Origin of the sequence: Luteimonas padinae (assembly GCF_014652935.1) — a bacterium.
GTDB lineage: Bacteria > Pseudomonadota > Gammaproteobacteria > Xanthomonadales > Xanthomonadaceae > Luteimonas > Luteimonas padinae.
The window spans coordinates 38,162-63,763 of the sequence record NZ_BMZT01000001.1 but is presented as its reverse complement, the minus strand read 5'-3'; the positions used below and the strand labels follow the sequence as shown (position 1 = coordinate 63,763).

25 protein-coding genes are annotated in these 25,602 nt (G+C 71.5%); 16 read left to right on the top strand and 9 right to left on the bottom strand.

The window, feature by feature from the left end; genetic code table 11:
• The first annotated feature begins 76 nt into the window (after positions 1-76).
• Positions 77-1,768 carry an alkaline phosphatase family protein gene (locus IE168_RS00280; protein ID WP_189494030.1) on the top strand — a complete coding sequence of 564 codons (1,692 nt, stop codon included), beginning with the start codon at positions 77-79 and terminating at the stop codon, positions 1,766-1,768.
• 37 nt (positions 1,769-1,805) lie between these two features.
• On the opposite strand, the gene IE168_RS00275 is transcribed toward IE168_RS00280, so the two are convergent.
• The 3 genes from IE168_RS00275 to IE168_RS00265 all read right to left on the bottom strand — a co-directional run bounded on the left by IE168_RS00275 (position 1,806) and on the right by IE168_RS00265 (position 4,117).
• Positions 1,806-3,140, bottom strand: a complete 1,335-nt coding sequence (locus tag IE168_RS00275) for a peptidoglycan-binding domain-containing protein (protein WP_189494029.1) — start codon at positions 3,138-3,140, stop codon at positions 1,806-1,808.
• A gap of 24 nt (positions 3,141-3,164) precedes the next feature.
• A complete protein-coding gene (locus tag IE168_RS00270; protein ID WP_189494028.1) occupies positions 3,165-3,557 on the bottom strand; it encodes a hypothetical protein in 393 nt (130 codons plus the stop codon).
• Between the two features lie 107 nt (positions 3,558-3,664).
• Positions 3,665-4,117 carry a CopD family protein gene (locus tag IE168_RS00265; protein ID WP_189494027.1) on the bottom strand — a complete coding sequence of 151 codons (453 nt, stop codon included), beginning with the start codon at positions 4,115-4,117 and terminating at the stop codon, positions 3,665-3,667.
• Between the two features lie 145 nt (positions 4,118-4,262).
• Here IE168_RS00265 and IE168_RS00260 point away from each other — a divergent pair, with 145 nt between their 5' ends.
• Together IE168_RS00260 and IE168_RS00255 are read left to right on the top strand one after the other, a co-directional pair.
• Positions 4,263-4,853 (top strand): class I SAM-dependent DNA methyltransferase, encoded by a 591-nt coding sequence (locus IE168_RS00260; RefSeq protein ID WP_189494026.1) that lies wholly within the window; start codon positions 4,263-4,265, stop codon positions 4,851-4,853.
• A gap of 111 nt (positions 4,854-4,964) precedes the next feature.
• Positions 4,965-6,266, top strand: a complete 1,302-nt coding sequence (locus IE168_RS00255) for a polyhydroxyalkanoate depolymerase (RefSeq protein ID WP_189494025.1) — start codon at positions 4,965-4,967, stop codon at positions 6,264-6,266.
• A 40-nt stretch (positions 6,267-6,306) separates the two neighbouring features.
• Here IE168_RS00255 and IE168_RS00250 read toward each other — a convergent pair whose 3' ends face one another.
• From IE168_RS00250 to IE168_RS00240, 3 genes are read right to left on the bottom strand one after another with little or no spacing between them, the layout of a single operon-like run.
• Entirely contained in the window at positions 6,307-8,574 is a 2,268-nt protein-coding gene (locus tag IE168_RS00250) for a CocE/NonD family hydrolase (RefSeq protein WP_189494024.1), read from the bottom strand.
• Positions 8,571-9,476: a sensor domain-containing protein gene (locus IE168_RS00245; RefSeq protein WP_189494023.1), complete on the bottom strand. Its 906-nt coding sequence runs from the start codon at positions 9,474-9,476 to the stop codon at positions 8,571-8,573. Before IE168_RS00245 ends, IE168_RS00250 begins: the two co-directional genes overlap by 4 nt.
• On the bottom strand, positions 9,473-9,853 hold the full coding sequence (locus tag IE168_RS00240) for a PadR family transcriptional regulator (RefSeq protein WP_189494022.1): 381 nt from the start codon (positions 9,851-9,853) through the stop codon (positions 9,473-9,475). Before IE168_RS00240 ends, IE168_RS00245 begins: the two co-directional genes overlap by 4 nt.
• Before the next feature lie 100 nt (positions 9,854-9,953).
• On the opposite strand from IE168_RS00240, the gene IE168_RS00235 reads away from it, so the two are divergent.
• Together IE168_RS00235 and IE168_RS00230 are read left to right on the top strand one after the other, a co-directional pair.
• Positions 9,954-10,883, top strand: coding sequence for a peptidylprolyl isomerase (locus IE168_RS00235; RefSeq protein WP_189494021.1), 930 nt, complete (start codon positions 9,954-9,956; stop codon positions 10,881-10,883).
• Positions 10,884-10,979: 96 nt separating this feature from the next.
• Positions 10,980-11,276, top strand: a complete 297-nt coding sequence (locus IE168_RS00230) for a hypothetical protein (protein ID WP_189494020.1) — start codon at positions 10,980-10,982, stop codon at positions 11,274-11,276.
• A 24-nt stretch (positions 11,277-11,300) separates the two neighbouring features.
• On the opposite strand, the gene IE168_RS00225 is transcribed toward IE168_RS00230, so the two are convergent.
• Positions 11,301-11,654 carry a GFA family protein gene (locus IE168_RS00225; RefSeq protein ID WP_189494019.1) on the bottom strand — a complete coding sequence of 118 codons (354 nt, stop codon included), beginning with the start codon at positions 11,652-11,654 and terminating at the stop codon, positions 11,301-11,303.
• Between the two features lie 105 nt (positions 11,655-11,759).
• On the opposite strand from IE168_RS00225, the gene IE168_RS00220 reads away from it, so the two are divergent.
• Entirely contained in the window at positions 11,760-13,574 is a 1,815-nt protein-coding gene (locus IE168_RS00220) for a DUF885 domain-containing protein (RefSeq protein ID WP_189494018.1), read from the top strand.
• A gap of 18 nt (positions 13,575-13,592) precedes the next feature.
• Here the strand turns inward: IE168_RS00220 and IE168_RS00215 are convergent, their stop codons facing one another.
• Positions 13,593-15,185, bottom strand: a complete 1,593-nt coding sequence (locus tag IE168_RS00215; protein WP_189494017.1) for a serine hydrolase — start codon at positions 15,183-15,185, stop codon at positions 13,593-13,595.
• Between the two features lie 119 nt (positions 15,186-15,304).
• Between IE168_RS00215 and IE168_RS00210 the strand changes: the two genes are divergently transcribed.
• The 6 genes from IE168_RS00210 (at position 15,305) to IE168_RS14670 (ending at position 20,659) form a co-directional block, all read left to right on the top strand.
• Entirely contained in the window at positions 15,305-15,736 is a 432-nt protein-coding gene (locus tag IE168_RS00210) for a VOC family protein (RefSeq protein WP_189494016.1), read from the top strand.
• 1 nt (position 15,737) lies between these two features.
• Positions 15,738-16,589: a DUF72 domain-containing protein gene (locus tag IE168_RS00205; protein WP_189494015.1), complete on the top strand. Its 852-nt coding sequence runs from the start codon at positions 15,738-15,740 to the stop codon at positions 16,587-16,589.
• A gap of 98 nt (positions 16,590-16,687) precedes the next feature.
• Positions 16,688-17,629 carry a DMT family transporter gene (locus IE168_RS00200; RefSeq protein ID WP_189494014.1) on the top strand — a complete coding sequence of 314 codons (942 nt, stop codon included), beginning with the start codon at positions 16,688-16,690 and terminating at the stop codon, positions 17,627-17,629.
• A 4-nt stretch (positions 17,630-17,633) separates the two neighbouring features.
• A complete protein-coding gene (locus IE168_RS00195) occupies positions 17,634-19,334 on the top strand; it encodes an ExeA family protein (RefSeq protein WP_189494013.1) in 1,701 nt (566 codons plus the stop codon).
• An 8-nt stretch (positions 19,335-19,342) separates the two neighbouring features.
• Positions 19,343-20,200, top strand: coding sequence for a general secretion pathway protein GspB (locus IE168_RS00190; RefSeq protein WP_189494012.1), 858 nt, complete (start codon positions 19,343-19,345; stop codon positions 20,198-20,200).
• 75 nt (positions 20,201-20,275) lie between these two features.
• Positions 20,276-20,659, top strand: coding sequence for an RNA polymerase sigma factor (locus tag IE168_RS14670; RefSeq protein ID WP_189494011.1), 384 nt, complete (start codon positions 20,276-20,278; stop codon positions 20,657-20,659).
• Here the strand turns inward: IE168_RS14670 and IE168_RS00180 are convergent.
• On the bottom strand, positions 20,590-20,979 hold the full coding sequence (locus tag IE168_RS00180; RefSeq protein ID WP_189494010.1) for an MAPEG family protein: 390 nt from the start codon (positions 20,977-20,979) through the stop codon (positions 20,590-20,592). The genes IE168_RS14670 and IE168_RS00180 overlap by 70 nt on opposite strands.
• Positions 20,980-21,082: 103 nt before the next feature.
• On the opposite strand from IE168_RS00180, the gene IE168_RS00175 reads away from it, so the two are divergent.
• The 4 genes from IE168_RS00175 to IE168_RS00160 are packed head-to-tail and all read left to right on the top strand — an operon-like array spanning position 21,083 to position 25,500.
• Positions 21,083-21,310, top strand: a complete 228-nt coding sequence (locus IE168_RS00175; RefSeq protein WP_189494009.1) for an RNA-binding S4 domain-containing protein — start codon at positions 21,083-21,085, stop codon at positions 21,308-21,310.
• Positions 21,307-21,864 carry a LemA family protein gene (locus IE168_RS00170; protein ID WP_229822964.1) on the top strand — a complete coding sequence of 186 codons (558 nt, stop codon included), beginning with the start codon at positions 21,307-21,309 and terminating at the stop codon, positions 21,862-21,864. The genes IE168_RS00175 and IE168_RS00170 overlap by 4 nt, the downstream gene beginning before the upstream one ends.
• Positions 21,861-23,648, top strand: a complete 1,788-nt coding sequence (locus IE168_RS00165) for a DUF2207 domain-containing protein (protein WP_189494008.1) — start codon at positions 21,861-21,863, stop codon at positions 23,646-23,648. Before IE168_RS00170 ends, IE168_RS00165 begins: the two co-directional genes overlap by 4 nt.
• A 19-nt stretch (positions 23,649-23,667) precedes the next feature.
• Positions 23,668-25,500 (top strand): ABC transporter ATP-binding protein, encoded by a 1,833-nt coding sequence (locus IE168_RS00160; RefSeq protein WP_189494497.1) that lies wholly within the window; start codon positions 23,668-23,670, stop codon positions 25,498-25,500.
• Positions 25,501-25,602 lie beyond the last annotated feature (102 nt).

The window sequence follows — 25,602 nt, the reverse complement described above, 5'->3', positions numbered from 1 at the left end:
GCGACGGGTGTCATGGCCAGGACACTGCGGGGCGCCATAATGTCGCGTTCACGACTTCCGCCCACACGGGACCTCCATGACCTGCAACCGCCTCCCGATCCGGCACGCGCTGACCGTGCTGGGCGCCTGCCTCGCCACCGCCTGTGCCACCCAGCCCGCCGGCACCGCCGCAGCGGAACCCTCTGTCGCCGCGACGCCCGTCGCCATCCGCGTCGAGATGCCGGCGATCCAGCGCCCCGAGGGCGAGACCGCACAGTGGTGGTACCGCAGCGGCGCCGCCCACGCCGCCGCCAACGGGGCGACCGCCGGCCGCGCGAAGAACGTGATCCTGTTCGTGGGCGACGGCATGAGCCTGACCACGGTGGCCGCTGCGCGGATCTACGCCGGCCAGCGGGATGGCGGCTCCGGCGAGGAGAACCTGCTGTCCTGGGAGCACTTCCCCGCCACCGCCTTCTCGCGCACCTACAACACCAACGCGCAGACGCCCGACTCCGCGGGCACCATGACCGCGATGGCGTCGGGCGTGAAGAGCCACATCGGCGCGATCGGCGTCAGCGCAGGCGCCATGAATGATTGCGCGGAGTCCCGCGGCAAGCGCGTGCAGAGCTGGCTGGCGCTCGCCGCCGATGCCGGCATGGCCACGGGCATCGTCACCACCGCGCGCCTGACCCACGCCACGCCGGCCGCGCTGTACGCGCACGTGCCGAACCGCAACTGGGAAAGCGACGCCTCCACGCCCGACGCCGCGAAGGCGGCGGGCTGCACCGACATCGCCAGCCAGTTCATCGACTTCGTGCGCGACACCGGCGGCCCGCAGGTGGTGCTGGCAGGCGGCGCGCGCGAGTTCCTGCCCGCCGAAGAGGTCATGCCCGGCGTGCGCGGCAAGCGGGGCGACGGCCGCAACCTGATCGCCGAATGGCGGGCGCTCAATCCTGCGGGCGAGTTCGTCCACACCACCACGCAGTTCGAAGCGGCGCGCGGCGCCTCGCCGGTGCTCGGCCTGTTCGAGGCCAGCCACATGCAGTACGAGCACGACCGCGACCGCGGCCCCGAAGGCGAACCCGACCTCGAGGCCATGACCCGCTTCGCGATCGAATCGCTGTCGAACAGCGAGGACGGCTACGTGCTGCTGGTGGAAGGAGCCCGCATCGACCACGCCAACCACGAAGGCAACGCCTACCGCGCGCTCGACGAGACCGCGGCGATGTCGCGCGCGGTGGAGGCGGCGGTGGAGATGACCTCGGCCGAGGACACGCTGATCGTGGTCACTGCCGATCACTCGCACGTGCTCAGCTTTTCCGGCTACCCGCGCCGCGGCAACCCGATCCTCGGCAAGGTGCGCGAGTACGGCGAGGGCCCGGCACGCGACGCCCTCGGCCTGCCCTACACCACCCTCAGCTATGCCAACGGGCCGGGCTACGCCGGCGCCAGCAACGACCAGCCCGCGGGGCCGAAGCGCCACTACCACGACCTGAAGCAGGCGCAGCCGGCAGTGGGCCGCCCCGACCTGACCGACGTCGACACCACGCATCCCGACTACATGCAGGAGGCGCTGGTGCCGCTGGGGTCGGAAACCCATGGCGGCGACGATGTCGGCATCTGGGCGCGCGGCCCGGGCAGCACGGCCTTCCGCGGCACGCTGGAGCAGAACGTGATCTACCACGTGATCGTGCAGGCCACGCCGAAGCTGCGCGAGCGGCTGTGCGCGACGGGCGGCTGCGATGCATCCGGCGTGCCGGTGGAGCTGCCGGAGGTGCCTGCGAGGTAAGCGTCCGGCCGGCAGGCTGGCGCGGGGCCGCTCCGGCTCAGATGCCGTGGGCGGCGCGCACCGGGTCGGCCGGCATCGCTGGACCGCGGGCCACGAGGCCGGGACCGTCGAGCCGCGGATCCAGCGCCTGCAGCGCACGCAGCGACTCCCGCGGCGGCACCGCACCGCTCTCGTCGAGGGCCATCCAGACCCGACGTTGCGCCGGATCGTCCAGTCGCCCCTGCACGACGAGCACGCCCGGCGATTGCCCGGCGCCGTCCCGCCCCGGGACGAGCAGCACATGGTCGGCCGAGGCCAGCCGCTGCGCCGCGGCGCGACCGGCGAGCGCCAGCGCCACCAGCTCGCCGTCCGCGTCGTGCGCCCCCGCGCCCTCCGATTCGAGGCGCCGGATGTGGCTGCGGATCTGGTCGAGCAGGCGTAAGCCGCTCCGTGACGGCGGCACCCGGCCGCCTTCGTCGAAGACCGGGGCCGGCAGTACCGGCGTGCCGAGTGCGACATCGAGCGACGCGCGCCAGGTCGGGGGATCGATGTCGGCGGTGGGCTCCAGGCCCTGGTCCACCTGGAAGGCGAGCACCGCGCCCTGCATCGACAGCCGGTACACCCCGTCGACGGTGACCGGCGCGCCGCCGACCTCCCGGTAGCCTCCGGCCACCAGGGCACGCTGCACCATGGCGATGCGCTCGCCGGATTCGCCTACGCGCAGCACCCCGTCATCCACCACCGGTCGCGGTGTGACGCCGGCGCGGTGCTCGGCCTCGACCGGCAGGCGGCCTTCCACCAGGTCGCGCACATAGCCGTCGAACTCGCAGTAGTAGCGCGTGTCCATTTCGATGTGGACGTGCTTGCCGGCATTGCGCGGCAGGCCGATGTTGTTCTGCGTGCCGAGCGACTGGCCGTAGGTCACGTGCTCGCCTACCTCCACGGCGATCGGACCCAGGTGCCGGATGCGGGCAACCAGCGAACGGTCACCCGGATCGAGGATGTCGACCACACCGTTGGGCGCATCCACGCGCCCGATGACGCCCGACACCGGCGCCGGCACGTCGACGCGCCGGCTGTCCTTCATCGCAGGGTCGTCGAGGATGAAGTCCTTGATGAGCAGGACCTGGTGCGGGGCCAGGGAGCGGTACTTGCGGTCTGTCCGCAGCGTCTGGACTTCCTGGAGCTCACCCCCGACGAGCGCATACGAGCGATTGTGCTTGTGCTCCACGTCCAGCGGCACGCCATCCTCGAACCTCGCGTTGCGATTGGCATACGGATGATGGTTGACGAGGCTCGCCAGATCCGTAACCCCGATATTCCTTGGTGGCCTTCCCGGATCCGGGTACGCGTACTGGGTGACGCGATAAGGCGTCGGGTTGTCTGCAAGCATCGGACGTCCCTGTCTCGACCGGGTTCATTCGCAGCGGACGTAGACCTCGGTCCGCTGGTCATCTGCAACGGTCAACGTGCCTCCTGCGAGCACATAGATGCGCGCTTCGAGGTGCGCCCGCTCCGGGTCAAGGCTGGACGTTGATACGACTCGCCAAGCGCGGGGAGCATCGGCGATCTGTTCGATGGACGCCAAGGTGTCGTCGTCTTCGTAGTTGCGCCGTTTGCCGTCTTCGATCAGGAAGCGCATGTCGCTGTCCGACGGTTCGCTCGCCGAACACGGCCAGGGATGCACATCCCAGACTCCCTGCAGCTCGGACGGGAAGGCGGGCTCGACCGGATCAGCGTTCGACGCGGCCCGGACGGGCAGCGCAAGGAAAGCCACGATCAGCGCGGCCACGACGATGCTGGTTCTCAAGGCGTCCTCCATGACATGCCACGACGGATCCCGAGCCTAGCAGCGCCGCCGGCGCCCCGGTATAGGGCTTTCCCGAGGCCCGGGTGCGGCCTGGCCAGGCATGCGCATCAGAACGGCTTCGCCAGCACCAGCCACACGATCACCAGCAGGATCAGCACCGGCAGCTCGTTGCGGATACGCAGCGCCTTCGTCGAGGGCAGGCCGCCGCCGCGGGCAACGCCCTTGAGCTGGCGGCCGTCGACGATGTACAGCGCGAACATCACCGCCACCAGGAGCAGCTTGGCGTGCAGCCAGCCGGTGCCGCTGCCGACCATGGTCGGGAAGTCGGGGATCACCCGGTAGCCCAGCCAGAGCACCAGCCCCGCGACCACCGCCAGGCCGAACATCACGTGCCCGAAGCGGTACAGCCGGCGGCCCATCAGCAGCAGGCGCTGACGCACCGGGCCGTCGCCGCCGTCCTCGACGATGTTGATCAGGATCCGCGGCAGGAAGAAGGCGGCGGCCACCCAGGCCATCACCAGCACGATGTGCGCGGACTTGATCCACAGGTAGCTCTGCATTGCGACGGTCCTCGAATGGAAGATCAGCGCACAAGGATGACACGTCCGCCCCGATGGAGCGGGCGTGCGGCCACGGGCCCTGCCGCGGTGCGCACCCGGAGGCGCCGCTCCCTACAATGGCCGGCCTTTCCGCCAGGCCCGCCGCATGGACAAGCGCTACGACCGCGACTACTTCGACCGCTGGTACCGCCGCGGCGGCATCGGCGGTGCGCAGCGCCTGGCACGCAAGGTGGCGCTGGCGGTGGCCACGGCCGAATACCACCTCGAGCACCCGCTGCGCACGGTGCTCGACATCGGCTGCGGCGAGGGCGCGTGGCGCGCGCCGCTGCTGAAGCTGCGGCCGAAGCTGCGCTACCTCGGCTTCGACAGCAGCGAATACGCGATCGGGCGCCACGGCGCGCGCCGCAACCTGCACTACGCCCGCTTCGCCGACTTCGAGCACCTGCGCCCCTGCCCACCCGCCGACCTGGTGGTCTGCAGCGACGTGCTGCACTACCTGAAGGCGCCGGAGATCGACCGCGGTCTGCCGGGGCTGGCGGAACTCTGCGGCGGCGTCGCCTTCCTCGAAGCCTTCGCCCGCGAGGACGCCGCCGAGGGCGACGAGGACGGTTTCATCGCCCGCCCGGGCGCCTTCTACCGGCGCCGCTTCGAGGCCGTGGGCTTTCGCGCCCTGGGCTCGCACTGCTGGCTGTCGCCGGCGCTGGTGCCGGGCGCGACGGCGCTGGAGCTGGCCTGAACCGGCCTGGGCCGGCGGAAAGCTGAACGGGCGGCCTGTACCGATGATCACTTCCGCACGCAGGCCCCTGCGTTATGCTGCAGCGCGCCAAAAACAGGGGCCGCTCCGCAGATGATCTACCAGCTCCACGAACTCAACCGCCAGCTGCTCGCGCCGTTCACCGAGCTGGCGCAGGCGAACGCGAAGATCTTCGGCACCGACGGCACCTGGCTGTCCTCGCTGCCCGGCGCCACCCGCCTCGCCGCCGGCAACGAACTGCTGCACCGCATCGGCAAGGACTACGAGAAGCCGCCCTTCGCCATCCACCAGGTGGTGAAGGACGGCCACGACGTGCCGGTGGTGGAGAAGGTCGCGCTCGACAGGCCCTTCTGCCGCCTGCTGCGCTTCAAGCGCTACACCGACGACGCCGAAAACATCCTCGGCATGAAGGACCAGCCCACCGTGCTGGTGGTCGCGCCGCTATCGGGCCACCACGCCACGCTGCTGCGCGACACCGTGCGCACCCTGCTGCCCGACCACAAGGTCTACATCACCGACTGGGTCGACGCACGCATGGTGCCGAAGGAGGCCGGCGCGTTCACGCTGGACGACTACGTCGCCTACATCCAGGACTTCATCCGCCACATCGGCGCCGAGCGCCTGCACGTGATGAGCGTCTGCCAGCCGACGGTGCCGGTGCTGGCCGCGGTCTCGCTGATGGCCGCGCGCGGCGAGGACCTGCCGCGCTCGATGGTGATGATGGGCGGCCCGATCGACACGCGGAACTCCCCGACCGCGGTCAACAACCTCGCGTCCACGCGCCCGCTGTGGTGGTTCGAGCAGAACGTCATCCACACCGTGCCGCCGAACTACCCCGGCCGCGGCCGCCGCGTGTACCCCGGCTTCCTGCAGCACACCGGTTTCGTGGCGATGAACCCAGAGCGCCACTTCATGTCGCACTGGGACTTCTACCAGGACCTGGTCAAGGGCGACCTGGAGGACGCGGCCTCGCACCGCCGCTTCTACGACGAATACAACGCCGTGCTCGACATGCCGGCCGAGTACTACCTCGACACCATCCGCGTGGTGTTCCAGGAGCACCTGCTGCCGCGCGGCGCCTGGGACGTGGCCGGCGAGCGCGTGGATCCCGCGGCGATCACCGGCTGCGCGCTGATGACCATCGAGGGCGAGCTGGACGACATCTCCGGCCTCGGCCAGACCCGCGCCGCGCACGACCTGTGCACCGGCGTCGCCGACGCCGACCGCGAGCACTTCACGGTCGAAGGCGCCGGCCACTACGGCATCTTCAGCGGCCGTCGCTGGCGCACGCAGGTGTATCCGAAGGTGCGCGACTTCATCGCCGGCCACGACGTGGCGCAGCCGCGGAAGCCAGCCGCCCGCCGGACGGCGCGCGGGCAGTCCGCAAAGCGTTGAGACATCCCGGACAGGCCACACGGCTTCCTGACGGCAGTCGTCAACCGCCGGGACCGGCCTGCAATGGCACGCGGATGAGGCTGTCCGGGTGCCATTCGATCGTCAGCGGCTGGCCCGCGTCGACGATGGATTCGTCACTGACATCCTTTCCGGTACCCAGATTCAGCTGGTGCCACGGATCCTTCAACACGTCCACGACCACCAGCAGGCGGCTGCCCGCATCCATCCTGCGCCCGGTCATGCGCGTGCGCTCGAACGGGACCGTGGTCCATTCACCGGGAACCAGAAGCTCCCGCTGCGCCATGTCCCTGGCGTAGCTCGCACGGCCGACGTAATAGGACAACTGCATCATGGCGCCGCTGGGCTTCAGCTCGTAGAGCGATACGCTGAAGTCGAAGTCGCGCTTGTCGATGCGCACCCTGAGCGTGCCCGAGAACGTACCGACCACCGAGGTCGGCTGTACGAACGGCTCGCTTGCGAAGGCGAATACGTTGTCAAACCCGGGCTGGTCGCGCACGACAGGATCCGGATAGTAGCCGTGGCCCTGCGTCGCGCGATCGGCGAAGTCGACCATTTGCCGCAGCGGTGGCGTCGCCTCCGGCGCGCGCGACAGGCACCGGTACGGCCCGCATGCCGCGCCGGAGAGGTGGAACGCCTCCGGTTCCGCGGCAGCGTCCAGAGACGGTGCGCTGCGCCACTCGTCAGCGCCCATCAACTGGTAGTTGATCCGGTCGCGCAGCAGCGCCGGTCGCGGCTTGTCGCGCAGCACGTGATCCAGCCACTGGAACGTGATTTCCTGCGTATCGAACTGCGCCACGGGATCGATCCCATACCCGGCCACGCTGCGCGGCTTTACCGGCGCCTGCGCACCGAAGTGGTCGTAGGGGCCTATCAACAGGTAGTGTTCCGCGTCCGGGCGATGCCGCAAATGCTCCTTGAAGTACTGCAGTGCCGAGACCTGTCCGTCATCGTAGTAGCCGGTGATCGACAGCACCGGAATGTCGATGCGTGCGAACTCGTCGCCATAGGGCACCATCGCCTGCCAGTAGGCGTCATAGGCGGGATGCGAGAGCCAGCGCTGCAACCAGGGGTTCGGCGTGCCGTCCACCCGGTCGATTTCGCGGTACGGCCGCCCGCTTTCGTACCAGGCCGGAGGCAGGCGCTGCCAGCGCTCGCGGTCGGAGTAGGTGTCATCGTCCAGGAACCGGTTGCTGGCGACATAGAACGGCCATCCGTAGTTTGCTGTCAAAAAGACGTTGTTCTCCATCGGCAGGCCGAGACCGGGTATCGCGGCCACGTACGGGACGATGGTTTTCAGCGCGCGGGGCATGCGCTTGGCCGCCGCCCAGGCGGCGAACCCGGAATAGCTGCCCCCGTACATCGCCACCCGGCCATCGCTCCATGGCTGTTCCGCGATCCATTCGACCGCCGCGGCGGCGTCATCAGCCTCGGTCTCGTACGGACGGATCTCGTCCCGGCTCGGTCGTTTGCCGCGCGCGTCCACCACCACCCCTGCGTAACCGTGCGCCGCAGCCTGCAGGGCCGTTGCACGGTTGCCTTCGGGCACCGTGTAGATCGTGAACACCATTGCGGCCGGCAGCGGCAGCGCAGCCCTGCGACTCCGCACCACCACTGCGGACAGCGTGGCTCCGCCCGGTGTCCGGATCAGCACGTCCGCATCGACGACGTAGCGCGCCGCCTCGTCCTCGGCGATCAAGGCCCCGACCGATCCAGCCACGGCAAGCACGTCCACAAAAGCCTGCCGGCGCGCAAGGCCCTGGGCGTCGTCCAGGGTGAGCTGCGTGGCACCTGCCAGACGCGACGCGAACTGGCGAAGATCCTCCCTTGCGCGCTCGAGGTCACCGCCAAACCAGTACTGCGTGCGCTGCGCCTCAAGATCGTCAAGCTCCACGAACCAGGTCTTGAACGCCGCTGGATAGGCCTTGTCGAAGCTGCGCCCCCGGTCTGCGCGCGCCTGCGCAAGGAGCAGGTAGGGCACCCAGCGCCGCAGGCGTTCGTGCGCGCCCTGCGACGCAAGCTCGTCCATTGCCGCACGGATGGCATCGACCGCATCGCGGTTCCTCCCGGCCGCCAGGTACAGGTGCGCAAGCCCGGCCGCAGGCACCTCGAGCCCGCTCGCACGGGCCGACAGCACGTCTTCCGCGAGCCCGGCGACTGCCTTCCCGATCCCCGCATCATCGGCATCGGGAGGTGGCGTGAAAGCAAACCCGGGTCCGGATGCCGTCGCGACGCCGCATGCCAGCGCCAGTCCAAGCAACACCAATGCGCGGATCGTACGGACGATCACGAGTACTGCGCCGTCTTCACCAGCAGGTGCTTGGCGAGCAGGCCGTGCAGGCGGCCGATGCCGCGCACCAGGTGCAGTGTGGCGAACAACAGCGCCACGCCGGCCAGGCAGACCAGCGCCAGCAACCAGGGAGCTTCCTCGGGCAGGTTGTAGCCGAACATCCACACGTTCAGGTGCAGGCCCGGCAGCAGCGCCAGCGGGCTGAGGATGCACGACAGCGACATCGCCAGCAGGGTCACCGCCACCGTGAAGTAGGCCACGCCCAGCGGCAGCATCAGCAGCATGTACAGCAGCGTGCTCCAGGTGCGCGGGTCGGTGAACATGTCGCCGATCCGCTGCCAGATGCTGCGCCCGCGCGCCGAATACAGCGGCCGCCGCGGCATGCGCTCGCCCAGCATCACTTCCACGATCCGGCCCTCGACCAGCGACAGCACCCGCACCGAGCCGAAGAACAGGATCAGCAGCGGGATGCCGACCAGGGTGATCGACAGGCCGGCGGCGGTGGAGAAGCCGGCCACCACCCAGGTGAAGTAGAAGACGCCGGTGGCCAGCGCCAGCACCATGTAGAACAGCGAGGCGTAGGTGCGCGGATCGGCGACGACGCCGAAGAAGCGCCCGGCCAGCGACTTGCGCGGCCGCGGCACCGGCGAACGCAGCGCGGTCTGCACGGTGGCCTCGGTGTCGCGGTAGATGTCGGCGACCTCGTCGGGCGCGCCGTAGCTGGACGCCACTGCGGCGATGACCTCGGCCTCGGACCGGCCCGGGTTCTCGGCCAGCTCGGAGCGCAGGTATTCCTCGGCGTCATAGAGCGCGTCCTGGATCATCGCCGGATCGGCGCCGGCAAGCGCCTTCCGCAGCTGCTCCAGGTATTCGGGGATGGTGCGGGGCAGGCTGGTGTTCATGGGGTCCCCTCCACGACGGTATCGACTGAGTCGCGGGTCGCGCGCCAGGCGGCGGCCCATTCGCGCAGGGCGGCGCGCCCGGCGTCGGTGATCTGGTAGTAGCGGCGCGGCGGCCCGGCATCCGACGGCCCGACGTGGCTGGCAAGGAAGGCCGCCGCCTCCAGGTTGCGCAGCACCGGATACAGCGCGCTCTGCTTGCCGCTCAGCACGCCCTCGCCGAAGCGCTCCAGGGTCTTGGCGATCTGGTAGCCGTACATCGGCTCGCCGGCGCGCGACAGCACCGCAAGCAGGGCCAGCGCTACCACGCCCGAACTCAGCTCGCGCTGGAACTTGCGCAGGGCGGCGTCGATGTCCGGGGGTGGCGTCTGTTCAACCATGCCCCGATGCTATTGCGAACTTCCATATAGCGAATGTGCCGATAGTCAGCCAGGCGCCGGGATGGGCAACAATCCGGGCCTTCCCACCGGAGTCCCTGCCATGGATCGAAGCCGCCGCGTCCGCCTCCTGCCCCTGCTTGCCGCGCTGCTGGCGGCCGCCGCCGGTGCCGCCGAACCCGCCGCGGCCGACGCGCCGGACCGCCCGAAGACGACCCAGGAACTGCTGGACGCATCGCTGCCGACGGACTGGCGCCGCCCGGACCCCGGCAACACCCTGTACATGGAACTCGAGGGCGGCCGCGTGGTGATCGAACTCGCCCCCGACTTCGCGCCGGCGCACGTGGCCAACATCCGCACGCTGGCCAGACAGGGCTTCTGGGACGGGCTGACGATCTACCGCTCGCAGGACAACTTCGTGGTCCAGTTCGGCGACCTCGTTGACGAAGGCGGAACGCCGCGGCCGCTCGGCGACGCGAAGCCGGCGCTGCCCGCCGAGTTCTCCCGCCCGGCCGAGGGCCTCGCCTTCCACGCCCTGCCCGACCGCGACGGCTGGGCGCCGCAGACCGGGTTCGCCGCGGGCTTTCCCGCCGCGCGCGACCCGGCGGCGGGCCAAGCCTGGATGGCGCACTGCTACGGCACGCTGGGCGCGGGCCGCGACGCAGCGCCCGACTCCAGCACCGGCGCCGAGCTCTACGTCGTCACCGGCCAGTCGCCGCGCCAGCTCGACCGCAACATCACCCAGGTCGGCCGCGTGCTGCACGGCATGGAGCTGCTGAGCGTGGTGCCGCGCGGGACTGGCCCGCTGGGCTTCCACGAGGACGCGGCTAAGCGGGTGCCGATCAGGGCCGTGCGCCTCGCGTCCGAGGTGCCGGAGGCCGAGCGCACCGACCTCCAGGTGCTGCGCACCGACACGCCGCTGTTCGACGCCGTGGTCGAGTCGCGCCGCAACCGCCGCGACGGCTGGTACGTACAGCCGGCCGGGCATATCGACCTGTGCAACATCACCGTGCCGGTGCGGATCGCGGACTGAGTCGCCGGCCCGTCACGCGGCCTTGGCCGGCGGCTTCCTAGCCTGTGGAGCACGCATCGCCTCCCCCACACGACCGCATTCCAGAGGACCCCCACGATGGCCCTGCTCCGCATCCGACTGACCGGCAGCGACGACACCGCCCGCGCCATCATCAACCTGCTGCAGAGCCTCGACGGCATCGAGCACGTCGAGGAGATCGACGACCTGATGCCGCAGCTCGACGACGCCGATTCCAGCTCCGCCGGCCTCAGCGACGTCGGCGGTCCGCAGGGCCACACCATCGAGATCGACGCGCCCAACGCCTCCACCGCGCGCCGCGTGCGCGAGGCGGTGGAAGCGCTGGCCTTCGACCTGGATGCGTTGGTGGAGTTCGACGAGGAAGACGAGGACTGAGGCCGCCTCCGTCCCGCCGCAGGCTCAGAAACTCGCGCCGTCCACCGGCGTCACCTTCAACGCCGAAAGATCGATGCCGGGCACGCAGCGCAGGTTCACCGCCGCCATCTCCGCGCCGCTTCGCGGATCGACGCCTTCGCTGAAGGGCGCGATGCCGCAGGTCGGGCAGAAGTGGTGCCGGATCGCATTCCGGTTGAAGGTGTAAGTGCCCAGCGCGGATTCCGGCGTGGACAGCGTCAGCGCCGCGCGCGGGAAGAAGGCCAGCAGGCTGCCTCGCCTGCGGCACATCGAGCAGTTGCAGTCGATGGCTTCGGTGATCGCCTCGGCCTCGAGTTCGAACGTGATGCCGCCGCAGTGGCAGCCGCCCTGGTAGTTCATCTCCTGTCCTCCGTGTGGCCAGCCGGGCCACGGTAAACCATCGGCCCGGGCGCGACATCCGGGCGCGGACTATGCTGCGCGCCTGCATCCCGCCCGAGAGCCCGCATGTCCCGACCGCTGATCACCGCCTCCCTGCTCGCACTGGCGCTTGCCGCCTGCCAGGGCCAGTCCCCCGTGCCGGCGACCGGCGATGCACCCGCGGCCACCGCCGCAACCGTGGAAAGCGAACCCGACCGCGCGTTCGCCGCGCTGGCGGCGCGCTTCCTGGACGAAGGCCTGGCGCTGTCGCCGGTCGCGGCCACCCAGATCGGCGACCACCGCTTCGATGACCGGCTGGACGACCTCGGCGCCGCCGGCCGCAAGGCCTCGGCGGACTGGATGCGCGCCATGCTGGCCGAGCTGGAGGCCATCGAAGCGACCGCGCTCTCGCGCGAGCACCAGGTCGACGCGCTCATCCTGCGCAACCAGCTCGAAGGCAGCCTGTGGGATCTCGAGACCATGCAGTCCTGGGCCTGGGACCCGCAGGTGTACAGCGGCCTGGCCGGCGGCGCGATCTACAGCCTGATGGCGCGCGACTTCGCACCGGTGTCCGAACGCCTGGCATCGGCCAGCGCGCGCATGGAGAAGATCCCGGCGCTGCTGGCGCAGGCGCGCGAGAACCTCGACCCGGCGCGGGTGCCGAAGACGCACGCCGAGACCGTGGCGCGCCAGAACCGCGGCATCTTCACCCTGATCGATACCTTCATCACCCCCAACGCCGACCAGCTTCAGGGCACCGAGCGCGAGCGCCTCGACGCGGCCATCGCCGCGCTGCGACCCGCGGTGGAGGAGCACCAGGCCTGGCTCGACGGCACCCTGGTGCCGAACGCGAAGGGCGAGTTCCGCATCGGCGCCGAGCGCTACGACCAGAAGCTGCGTTTCTCGCTGAACTCCTCGCTCGGCCGCGAGGAGATCCGCAGCCGCGCCGAAGCCGAGCTGGCGCGCGTGCGCGACGAGATGTACGAGGTGGCGAAGATCGTGCTGAAGGACCGCGCGGGCGCGCCGGACACCCCGGACCAGCCCAGCGAGGACCAGCGCCAGGCCGCGATCGAGGCGGCGATGGAGCTGGCCAACGAGGACCGCCCCGGGCGCGACGAGGTGGTCGACTTCGCGAAGCACACGCTGGACGTCGCCACCGACTTCGTGCGCGAGCACGACATCGTCACCGTGCCCGACGACCCGGTGAAGATCATCCTGATGCCGGAGTTCCAGCGCGGCTTCTCGGTCGCCTACTGCGATTCGCCCGGGCCGCTCGACAAGGGCCTGGACACCTACTACGCGATCTCGCCGATCCCGGACGACTGGAACGACGCCCAGGTGACCTCGTTCCTGCGCGAATACAACAAGCGCATGATCCACGTGCTGTCGATCCACGAGGCGATGCCGGGGCACTACCTGGAGGGCGCGCATTCGGCGAACCATCCGTCCACGCTGCGCGCCGCGCTGCGCTCGGGCCCCTTCGCCGAGGGCTGGGCGGTCTACACCGAACGCGTGGTCGCCGACGCCGGCTACCTCGACCACGACCCGCTGTTCCGCCTGATGCAGCTGAAGTTCTACGCGCGCTCGGTCGGCAACGCGATCCTCGACCAGGGCATCCACGTCGAGAACTGGACGAAGGAACAGGCGATGGACCTGATGGTGCGCCGGACCTTCCAGCAGCAGAGCGAGGCCGAGGGCAAGTGGATCCGCGCGCAGCTGTCGTCGACCCAGCTGGCGACGTACTTCGTCGGCGCGCAGGAGCACTTCGACATGCGCCGCGCCGCCGAGGAAAAGAAGGGCGCCGACTTCGACATGAAGCGCTACCACGACGCCGTGCTGGCGACGGGCGCGCCGCCGGTGCGCTTCGCCCGCCAGCTGCTGCTGGACGAGCCGATCCGGTAGCCCGGGCCGCAGGCGCCGCTAGGGCGTCTTCGGCACCAGCCGCAGGTCGTGGAAGTCGAAGCTGAAGTCGGTCAGCGGCGACACCGCCTCCATCCGCGCGCCCAGCACCTTGCCGTCCTGGTCGAGGCTGAAGTTGACGAAGGCGTCCGCGTTCAGCGTGCGGTCGTCCCAGCGCACGATGAAGCTGTCGTGCTGCCAGTGCTCCAGCCTGCCCACCAGCTGCGGCGTGCGGCTGAAGCGCATCCGCAGGCCGCGGCCGTCCTGCTCCACCACCACGTCGCCGTACCACGGGTCGGCATAGGTCGCGGCGTAGCCGTCCAGCGGCAGCGACGGCTTCGACTTCGAGTCGCGCGCGGCCACGTGCCTGGCCCAGTCCTCCTCGGCCTTGTCGCCGCCCTTGCCCACCGCGGCGGCGTAGGCCGCCACCCAGTCGGTGGCCGGTGCGTCCATGTAGGCGTCGAGCACATGCATGGTCACGGCGTTGAAGGCCGCGCCGGCTTCCTGGTTGGTCAGCACCACCACGCCCAGGTCGAGCTCCGGCACCAGGGTCAGGCGCGAGACCATGCCCGGCCAGCCGCCGGTGTGCCAGACCAGCCGGCGGCCGCGGTAGTCGCTCAGGCTCCAGGCCTCGCCGTAGCCGGCGAAGTTCGGCTTCGTCGCCGCCAGCTCGGGCACCGCTGGCGCGCGGATCGGAATCGGCGTCACCAGCGTCCACATCGCCTCGTGGCGCTTGGCGCTGAACAGCCGCCTGGCATCCTCGCCCTCGCCGTCCAGCACGCCGCCGTCAAGCTGCACGCGCATCCACTTCGCCATGTCCCGCACGCTGGAGTAGATGCCGCCGGCCGCGGTGTTGTTCGACCACGACATCGCCGGCACCGGCTCCGGATCACCGGTGAAACCGGGGCGCGCGTGGCCCGTGGCGACGTTGGTGTCGGTCGGCCGCAGCGCGTTGCTGTCGATGCGCGTGGACGACATGCCCACCGGCTCGAACAGGCGCGTGCGCACGAAGTCGGCGTAGCGTTCGCCCGACACCTCCTCGATCACCAGCTGGGCGACGGCATACAGCACGTTGTCGTAGGCGTAGCGCTCGCGGAAGCCGCCTTCGATCGGCACGTTCGCCAGGCGCTCGACCACCTCGCGCGTGTCGTAGTCGCTGGGCGGCCAGAACAGCAGGTCGCCGGCGCCGAGGCCCAGGCCGCTGCGGTGCACCAGCAGGTCGCGGATGCGCATCTCGCGCGTCACGTAGGCGTCGGCCATGCGGAACCACGGCAGGTGGTCGATCACGCGGTCGTCCATGTCGAGCTTGCCCTCGTCGGCCAGGATCGACAGCGAGGCGGAGGTGAAGGCCTTGGTGATCGAGGCGATCGAGAACAGGGTGTCGCCGTCGACCTTCCCCGGCTTGCCGACCTCGCGCTCGCCCCAGCCACCGGCGAACACCAGCTCGCCGTCCTTGACCACGGCCACCGCGATGCCCGGCACCTTGAAGGTGTCGCGGACCGATTCGACCGTCGCGTCGAGCTGCGCCAGCTGGGGCGGCGCCTGCTGCGCGTCGGCGCGTGGCGCGACGGACACCAGGAGCAGGGAGACTGCGGCCAGGAACGGCTTGGACATGTTGGAGACCCGTATGGACTGGACCTCCAGTATCGAGGCCGGCCGCCCGCGCGCCAAGCGTGCGTACCCCGGCGGCTTGCCCTAACCTGCAGGCAGCCGGTTCCATCAGGAGCAGCGCCATGGCACGACCCGCCGACACCACCGCGACCATCATCCCCTGCCTGCGCTACCGCGACGCGCCCGCGGCGATCGACTGGCTCTGCCGCGCCTTCGGCTTCGAACGCCACGCGGTGTACGCGGAGGGCGACACCGTCCACCACGCCCAGCTGGTGTTCGGCAACGGCATGGTGATGCTCGGTTCGGCCGACACCGCAAGCGAATGGGGCCGGCGCATCGCGCAGCCCGGCGACATCGGCGGCCTCGAGACGCAGAGTCCCTGCGTGGTGGTGGCCGACATCGATGCGCACTACGCGCGCGCGGTCGCCGCCGGCGCCGAGCTGGTCCAGGACATCGCCGACCAGGACTACGGCGGCCGCGGCTATTCCTGCCGCGATCCCGAGGGCCACCTGTGGTGGTTCGGCAGCTATGACCCGTGGAAGGCGGAAGGCTGACATGCGCGCGAGCGACGGCGACGTGCCCGACGCCGGCGTGCCGCCGGTCGACGGCATCCGCACCGGTATCGGCGGCTGGGTCTACGCGCCCTGGCGCGACAACTTCTACCCGAAGGGGCTGGTGCAGCGGCGCGAGCTCGAATACGCCAGCCGCCACCTGTCGGCGATCGAGGTCAACGGCACGTACTACGGCGCGCAGAAGCCGGCGACGTACGCGAAGTGGCGCGACGAGACCCCGCCCGGATTCGTGTTCTCCGCCAAGGCGCCGAAGCGCATCACGCAGTCGCGGACGCTTGCCAGGACCGGCGCGCAGGTGGAGGACTTCGTCGGCGGCATCGTCGAACTCGGCGACCGCCTGGGCCCGCTGGTCTGGCAGTTCGACGCCGGCACCCGCATCGACCGCGACGGCTTCACCGCCTTCCTCGGGCTGCTGCCGCGCGAGGCCGGCGGGCGCCCGCTGCGCCACGTGCTCGACGTGCGCGACCGCGCTTTCGTGGATCCCGGCTACATCGCGCTGGCGCGCCGGCACGGCATGGCCACCGTCTTCACCGACTCCGACGAACACCCGTCCTTCGCCGACGTCACCGCGGTCTTCGTCTATGCGCGGCTGATGCGCGCGCGCAGCGGCGTCGCCACCGGCTACACCGACGACGAACTCGCACGCTGGGCCGCCCGTGCACGCGCCTGGGCGGCGGGCGGCGAGCCGGACGACCTGCCGAGGATCGCGCCCGCGGCCGACGCCGGCGCTGCGCCGCGCGAGGTGTTCGTGTTCTTCATTTCCGCGGCCAAGGAGCGCAACCCCGCGGCAGCCATGGCACTGCACGCCCGGCTCGTGCAAGGCTCCATCCGCTGATCCCCCGCCTCCACCGCGGCCCCTTGCGGCGGAAAGTTCAGGGGAATTCCGGAGGGCCGATCCGCGATAATCATCGGCTCCCCCGCGACCTCCCCGCCATGACCCCGACCACCCGCGCCCAGCTGCAGATCCACCTGTGCGTGCTGCTGTGGGGCTTCACCGCCATCCTCGGCAAGCTGATCACGCTGCCGGCGCTGCCGCTGGTGTGGTGGCGGATGCTGCTGGTGGCCGCGGCGCTGGCGCTGGTGCCGCGGGTGTGGCGCGGGTTGCGCGCGCTGCCGCGCCGGCTGCTGCTGGCGTACGCGGGCATCGGCGTGCTGGTGGCCCTGCACTGGCTGACCTTCTACGGCGCGGTGAAGCTGGCCAATGCCTCGGTGGCCGCGACCTGCATGGCGCTGGCCACGGTGTTCGTGGCGATGGTAGAGCCGAAGCTCGCCGGGCGGCGCTTCTCGCGCGCCGAGCTGGCGCTGGGCATCGGCGTGCTGCCCGGCGTGGCGCTGGTGGTGGGCGGCATCCCCGACGGCATGCGCATCGGCGTGGCCGTCGGTGCGCTGTCGGCGCTGTTCGTGGCCCTGTTCGGTTCGCTCAACAAGCGCCTGGTGGAGCATGCCGACCCGCTGGTGGTGACCGCCGTGGAGCTGGGCGCCGGCGCGGTCGCGCTGACCCTGCTCGCACCGGTGATGCCAATGCTGTTCCCGGCCTTCGCCGGCCCGCTGTTCGTGCTGCCTGGCGCGCAGGACGCCGCCTGGCTGCTGCTGCTCGCCTTCGCCTGCACCCTGTTCCCGTTCGCGCTGTCGCTGGTGGCGCTGCGCCACATGAGCGCGTTCTCGGCGCAGCTGGCGGTGAACCTGGAACCGGTGTACGCGATCGTGCTGGCGATCGTGCTGCTTTCCGAGCAGCAGGAGCTGAGCCTGCCGTTCTACCTCGGCGTGGTGATCATCCTGGCCGCGGTGCTGGTGCACCCGGTGCTGGCCCGGCCGCGCAGGATCACGCACCCCGAAGCCCTGGCCGTGGGCGAATCGCGCGACGTGACAGACTGAGGCCATGTACCTGGAGCACTACGGGCTCGCCGAGCCGCCGTTCTCGATCACGCCGGACCCGCGCTTCGTGTTCCTCGGCGAGCGCCACCGCGACGCGCTCGCGCACCTGCTGTTCGGCATCACCCAGGGCGGCGGCGGCGGCTTCGTCCAGCTCACCGGCGAGGTCGGCACCGGCAAGACCACGCTCAGCCGGCTGCTGCTGGGCCAGCTGCCGGACAACGTGCGCGTGGCCCTGGTGCTCAACCCGCGCCAGGACCCGGTGCAGCTGCTGGAGACCGTGTGCGAGGAGCTGCGCATCGGCCTGGACGGCCGCCGCGGCAACGCCAAGGCCCTGGTCGACGCGCTCAACGCCCACCTGCTGGACGCCTATGCGCAGGGCCTGCGCGTGGTGCTGCTGATCGACGAGGCGCAGGCGCTGCCGGTGGAGACGCTGGAGCAGGTGCGGCTCTTGACCAACCTCGAAACCGACACCCAGAAGCTGCTGCAGATCATCCTGGTCGGCCAGCCCGAGCTGCGCGACCTGCTGGCGGAGCCCGGCCTGCGCCAGCTGGCGCAGCGTATCACCGCGCGCTTCCACCTCACCCCGCTCGACGCCGCCGGCACCGCCGCCTACCTGCGCCACCGCTTCCGCGTCGCCGGCGGGCAGCACTTCCCCTTCGACGACGGCGCTGTGCAGCGCGTCCACCTGCGCAGCGGCGGCATCCCGCGGCTGGTGAACGTGATCGCCGAACGCGCGCTGCTGGCGGGCTATGCGCGCGACCGCAGCGGCATCGACGCCGCGCTGGTGGAGGAGGCCGCGCGCGAGGCGCTGCCGCCGGCGCGCGGTGCGGACGGGACGCGCGGGCGCTGGCTCGGCGTGGCCGCGGCCGCGGGCGCTGCGGCGGTGGCCGCGATCGTGTTCGCGGCGCTGTGGCCGATGCAGGGGCGGCAGGTGGAAAAGTCCGCCGCGAGCGCGACGGACACGCACGCCCCCGCTGGCGATGCCGCCCCGCGACATGACGCGTCGGCCGTGGATGCGTCCGGGGCGCAAGGCTCCACGGCGGCGCCGGATGGTACGGCGCGCGAGGCCGGGACCATCGGTGGCGCAGCGCTGGCGGCCCGGATCGCCAGCGCATCCACGCCCGCCGCGCACCAAGCCGCCTGGCGCGCCATGCTCCAGGCCTGGTCGCTGCCGCACACCGCCGACGATGCCCGCGCCGCCAGCGCCTGCGCACCGATGCCCGCGCCCGGCACGTACTGCACGCGCGGCACCGCGCACCTCGACCGGCTGGCCGCACTCGGCCGCCCCGTACTGCTCCAGCTCGGCTCCGGGCGCGACAGCGCCTGGGCGCTGCTGCAGGGCACCGACGGCGCGCGGGCGCGCCTGCTGCTCGACGGCGCCGTGGTCGATGTCGACCGCGCCGACCTGCAGCGCGCGTGGCCGGGCCGCTACGCCGCGGTGTGGCGCTCGGCGGCGACACTGGCGCCACCGCCGTCGCGCGGCACCTCCGGCGCCGCCGTCGACTGGCTGCGCGAACGCCTGGTCCGCGAAGGCGTGGCCAGCGACGCGCCGTCCGGCACCGCCTTCGACGACGCCTTGGCCGACTCGGTGCGCCGCTTCCAGCGCGCGCGCGGGCTCGCCGTCGACGGCGTGGTCGGCTCCGAAACCCTGTTCGCGCTGGCCGCCGGCGATCCCGGCCCGCGTCTCCAGCGCCCCCTGGACTGAGGCCGCGCATGTCCCTGATCCTCGAAGCCCTGCGCAAGTCCGAAGCCGAACGGCGTCGCGGCGACACGCCCGACCTGCGCGTCGAACTGCCGCCGCCGGCACCGCCCAAGCGGCGCCTCGCACCCCTCGCCTGGATCGTCGCCGGCACCTTGCTGGCCGCCATCGCCCTGGTGGCGCTCTGGCCGCGCGATGGCCGGCAGGCCGCGGCGGAGCACGACCGCAGCGCCGACGCTGCGGCGGATACGCCCGCATCCGCGACGCCGCGTGCTTCCGTGGACGGGGACGCCGCGGACACCGCCCGGGCCGCGGCCGCCGGCAGCACTGCGGCTGTCAGGCCCAGGCAGGACCGCCTGGACGGTGGCTTCCCGGCGGTCGAACGCATCCAGGTGCCGGACGCCGCCCCGGCACCCGATCCGGCTCCTGACCTGCCGCTGGCACCGCCACCGATGGCCACGCGCGCCGCCGAGGAAGCCGCAGCCGCGGCCGCCGCTGCCAGTGGGAACACCGGGAACACCGCAAGCACCGCAAGCACCGAGCGTGCCGGGCGCATCCAGGCCACCCGACCCACCGATGTCGCCGGCACCGCCAACATTACGGATGGCGACGCGCCAACGGCCGCCCCCCCTCCCGCAGGCCAGGGCGCGCTGCGCATCGCCGGCCTCTCCTCCAGCCAGCGCGAACGCCTGCCCGAGCTGAAGCTCAGCCTGCACATGTGGAACGAGGACCCGGCGCGGCGCTTCGCGGTGATCGACGGCCAGCGCCGGGTCGAGGGCGACCGCCTCGGCGACGCCGCCATCACCGCCATCGACCGCGACGGCGTCCTGCTCGACCTCGACGGCCAGGCGGTGCGCGTGCCCCTGCCCTGACCCGCGCGGTGTGACAAACCGCGTCCCGGCGCGAACCACGACTCCATCACGCACACTCGAAGGGTCGCCACCGGGATGGACGCCATCGTCACGCACCGCCAGCGCGAGGACGCAGAAGGATTCGCCGCGCTGCTGCAGCGCCACCGCGGCATCGTGTACAAGGTCGCCGGCACCTATGCCCGCGGCGCCGACGACCGCGAGGACCTCGCGCAGGAGATCGCCGCCGAACTCTGGCGCGCCTGGCCGCGCTACGACCCCGCGCGCAGCGTCTCCACCTGGATGTACCGGGTGCGACACCGCGCTGCGACGGCGGCGACGGCATCCGCCGCAGCCAGCGCATCCTCGCCGACCTGGACGCCTTCGAGCGCGGCTGAGCGCGCCCGGCGGGCTCAGAACAGCGCGGCCAGCACCATCACGATGCCGGCCAGCGACACGCCCCAGACCGCGCTGCGCACGTAGGGAATGCCGGCGGCATACAGCGGGATATAGGCGACGCGGGCCCAGAAGTAGAGCTGCGCGCCCAGCGCGGTGGTGCCGTCGGTGCGTTCGGCCACCACCGCCGCCAGCACGGCCGCGGCGAAGACCGGGAAGGTCTCGAGGAAGTTCTGCCAGCTCCGGTTGACGCGGCCGGCCACCGGGCCCAGCGGCTTCGCCTCGCCATCGCGCGCGCTGGCATTCCAGGCCAGGCCGCGCTCGGAGGTTTTCATCCCCGCGTCCAGCAGCAGGTGGAACAGGCCCAGCGCCATCGCCCAGGCCAGCATCTGCAGTTCGGTCCCCATCTCGTCGCTCCCTTGCCCCGGCGGGGCACGCGTGCCGAGGGTAACCCCGCCGGACGTCGCGCGGTGCGTTACGCTCGCCGTCCGGAACCAGGCAGCGAGCCCCATGCAGCACATCGATTTCGAACTCGAGGGCGAGTACGTCGAACTCAACCAGCTCCTCAAGCTCTGCGGCCTCTGCGACAGCGGCGGCGCCGGCAAGGCGCTGGTGGCCTCAGGCGCGGTGCGCGTGGACGGCGCGCTGGAATCGCGCAAGACCGCAAAGATCCGCGCGGGCCAGGTGGTGGCACTGGGCGACGTCGAGGTGCGCGTCCACGCAGGGCCGGCGCCGTGACCGCGCTGCTGGTCGCGGCCGTCGCACTGGCCGCGCTGGCGGCATGGGCGATCGCGGCCTACAACCGCCTGGTGCGGCTGCGCAACCAGGTCGCGACCGCGTGGTCGGACATCGACGTGCAGCTGCAGCGCCGGCACGACCTGGTGCCGCAGCTGGTGGCCGCGGTGCAGGGCTATGCGAGCCACGAAGGCGCCGTGCTCGAAGCGGTGACCGCGCTGCGCACGCGCGCGCTCGCGCTGCGCGATCCGGCCGAGCTCGGCCAGGTCGAGGCCGAGCTGGAGCAGGCGCTGGGCCGCCTGCTGCTGCTGCGCGAGGCCTATCCGGACCTCAAAGCCAGCCAGAACTTCGCCGCCCTGCAGCAGGACCTCGTCGACGTGGAGGAGCAGCTGCAGTACGCGCGGCGCTTCTACAACGGCGCCGTGCGCGACCTCAACGACGGCGTGCAGCGCGTGCCCGACGTGCTGGTGGCGCGCACCTTCGGCTTCGGCGAGGCGGCGTTCTTCCAGGCCGGCGCCGACAGCCGCGAGGCGCCGGCCGTGGACCTGTCGCGATGAACCTGCCGCGCATGCGCCTGCCCGCGCTCCTGCCGGCGCTCCTGCTGGCCGCCACGCTGGCGTTGCTGGCGGCGACGGCGCCGGCGCTGGCCGCCGAGCGCATCCTCGCCTACGACAGCGTGGTCGAGGTCCGCGCCGACGGCATGCTGGACGTGACCGAGCACATCCGCGTGCGCGCCGAGGGCGATGCGATCCGCCGCGGCATCTACCGCGACTTTCCCACGCGCTACAAGGACCGGCACGGCAACAACGTGGTCGTCGGCTTCGAGGTGCTGGGCGTGGAGCGCGACGGCCGGCCCGAGCCCTGGTTCACCGAGCGCAAGGCCAACGGCGTGCGCGTGAACACCGGCGACGACGACCTGCTGCCCGTCCCGTTGGACACCGCCTACACCCTGCGCTACCGCACCACCCGCCAGCTCGGCTTCTTCGAATCGCACGACGAGCTGTACTGGAACGCCATCGGCCACGGCTGGGCCTTCCCGATCGAGGCCGGCAGCGTCGAGGTCCGGCTGCCCACGCCGGTGCCGGCCGACGCGCTTGAGGTCGATGGCTGGTCCGGTCCGCAGGGGGCCCGCGAACAGGGCTTCGACGCCGGCGTGGCCGGCCCGGGCGTGGCGCGCTGGACGCTCACCCGGCCGCTGCGGCCGCGCGAAGGCCTGACCATCGCCCTGTCCTTCCCCAAGGGCATCGTCGCGCAGCCTTCCCGCGCCGACCGGATCGGCCTGCTGCTGCGCGACAACCTGTCGCTGCTGATCGCGCTCGCGGGCCTGGTGGTGCTGCTGGCGTACTGCCTGAAGCGCTGGCACCGCGTGGGCCGCGACCCCCGGCCCGGCGTGGTGATCGCCCGCTACGAGCCGCCGCGCGGCGAGTCCCCGGCCGCGCTGCGCTACCTGGTGCGCCGCGGCCACGATGCCCGCGGCTTCTCCGCCGACCTGCTGGCCTGCGCGGTGCAGGGCGCGGTGCACATCCACCGCGACGAGGGCATGCTCGGCGACCGCTGGCGGCTGGAGCGCGGCCAGGCCGCCGCGGCGGCCCCGGACAACGCCGACGAGCGCCGCCTGCTCGACGCCCTGCTTCCCGGCCCCGGCGCCACGCTGGCGCTGGAAAAGAAGAACGCCACGCGCATCCAGGGCGCCATGCAGGCGCACGCCCGGGCCTTCGATGCGCGCTTCCAGCCGGCGATGTTCACCCACAACGCCGGCAGCATCGGCATCGCGGTGGCGATCTTCCTCGTGACCTTCGCGCTGGCGGGCGTGGCGCTGGTGTTCACCGGCGGCGGCGCGCCGTGGATGCTGGTGCCGCTGGGCCTGATGCTGGCGACCACGATCGCGCTCGCGGTGCTGGTCGGCGCGCCCACCGCCGCCGGACGCGCGCTGCTCGACGAGATCGAAGGCTTCCGGCGCTACCTCGGCGTCGCCGAGCAGGACGACATCGCGCGCGTACCGGGACCGGCCGCCGCCGGCGCGGAGGAGACCGAACCGGCGCTCGACGCCGGCCGCTTCGAACGCCTGCTGCCCTACGCGGTCGCGCTGGACGTCGAGGATGCCTGGACGAAGAAGTTCACCCTCGCCGTGGGCAGCGCCGCCGCGGCCGCGGCGACCGCGGCCATCACCTGGTACCACGGTGCCAGCCCCGGGAACATGGGCCAGCTCGCCAGCGCGGTCGGCGGCGCCCTGAGTTCGAAGATCGCCTCGTCCGCGACGCCGCCCGGCAGCAGCTCCAGCGGCGGTGGCGGCGGCTTCTCCGGCGGCGGTGGCGGCGGTGGAGGTGGCGGTGGACGCTGAGCGTCGGCGCCGGCGCGGCATCTTCGGCTGGTTCGAGTCGCGCCTGGATCCGTTCCCCGAAACGCCGCCGCGGCAGCCGCCGCGCGGACTGGTCGCGTTCTGCCTGCACTACACCCGCGGCGCCGGCGGCTGGCTGGCGCTGATGGCGCTGACCGGCGCGCTGATCGCCACCGCCGAGCTCGGCCTGTACGTCTACCTCGGCGCCCTGGTCGACCGGCTCGGGCAGCACACCCCGGCCAGCTTCCTCGAAGTCGAGGGCACGCGGCTGGCGTGGATGGCCCTGCTGGTCGCGGTCGGCCTGCCGCTGGTGGTGTGGCTGGACAACCTGATCCAGCTGCAGGTGCTGCTGGGCAACTTCCCGATGCGCATCCGCTGGAACGTGCACCGCTACCTGCTGCGGCAGTCGATGGGCTATTTCCAGGACGAGTTCGCCGGGCGCATCGCCACCAAGCTGATGCAGACCTCGCTGGCGGTGCGCGAGACGGTGGTGAAGCTGCTCGACGTCGGCGTCTACGTCTGCGTGTACGTGGTCGGGGCGATGGTCGCGATGGCGGCCACCGACTGGCGGCTGATGCTGCCCTTCCTCGGCTGGCTCACCGGCTACGTGCTGCTGATGGTGTACTTCGTGCCGCGCATGGAGCGCGTCTCGCGCGAGCAGGCCGACGCGCGCTCGGACATGACCGGGCGCATCGTCGACAGCTATACCAACATCGCCACGGTGAAGCTGTTCTCTCACTCGCGGCGCGAGCAGGCCTACGCGCGCGAGGCGATGGACGGCTTCCTCGGCACGGTCTACCGGCAGATGCGGCTCGGGTCCGGGGTCAGCGCCGGCAACTACGCGCTCAACATGGCGCTGGTGTTCGCGGTCTCGGGCATCGGCCTGTGGCTGTGGCTCGATGGCGCGATCAGCACCGGCGCGGTGGCGGTGGGCATCGCCCTGGCCCTGCGTCTGGTCGGCATGAGCCAGTGGATCATGTGGGAGCTGTCGGCGCTGTTCGAGAACATCGGCACCGTCCAGGACGGCATCAACTCGATCTCGCTGCCGCCGACGGTGGACGATGCGCCAGGCGCGCCGGAACTGCCGGCCGTGCGCGGCGACATCCGCTTCGAGGGCGTGGGCTTCCACTACGGCAAGGGCTCGGGCGTGATCGAACGCCTGGACCTGCACGTGCGCCCGGGCGAGCGCATCGGCGTGATCGGGCGTTCGGGCGCCGGCAAGTCGACGCTGGTGAACCTGCTGCTGCGCTTCCACGACGTCGAACAGGGCCGGATCCTGGTCGATGGCATCGACATCGCCAGCGTGCAGCAGGATTCCTTGCGCGCGCGCATCGGCGTGGTCACCCAGGACACCTCGCTGCTGCACCGCTCGGTGCGCGAGAACATCCTCTACGGCCGCCCCGACGCGACCGAGGCCGAGATGCTGGAGGCCGCGCGCCAGGCCGAGGCGCACGACTTCATCCTCGAGCTGTCGGACGCCGCCGGACGCCGCGGCTACGACGCCCAGGTCGGCGAGCGCGGCGTGAAGCTGTCCGGCGGCCAGCGCCAGCGCGTCGCGATCGCGCGCGTGCTGCTCAAGGACGCGCCGATCCTGGTGCTGGACGAGGCGACGTCCGCGCTGGACTCCGAGGTCGAGGCGGCGATCCAGGGCAACCTTTACCGGCTGATGGAGGGCAAGACGGTGATCGCGATCGCGCACCGGCTGTCGACGATCGCGGCGATGGACCGGCTGGTGGTGATGGAGCGAGGTGCGATCGTGGAGGAAGGCACGCACGACGAACTGGTGGCACGCGGCGGCATCTACGCGCAGCTGTGGCGCCGGCAGTCCGGCGGCTTCCTGGCCGAGGCGCCCTGACGCCGCCCGAGATGTGGCTGTTCCTGTAGGAGCAGCTACAGCTGCGACCCCAGCCTGGCGGCATGCCACATCGTGGTCGCAGCTATAGCTGCTCCTACAGGA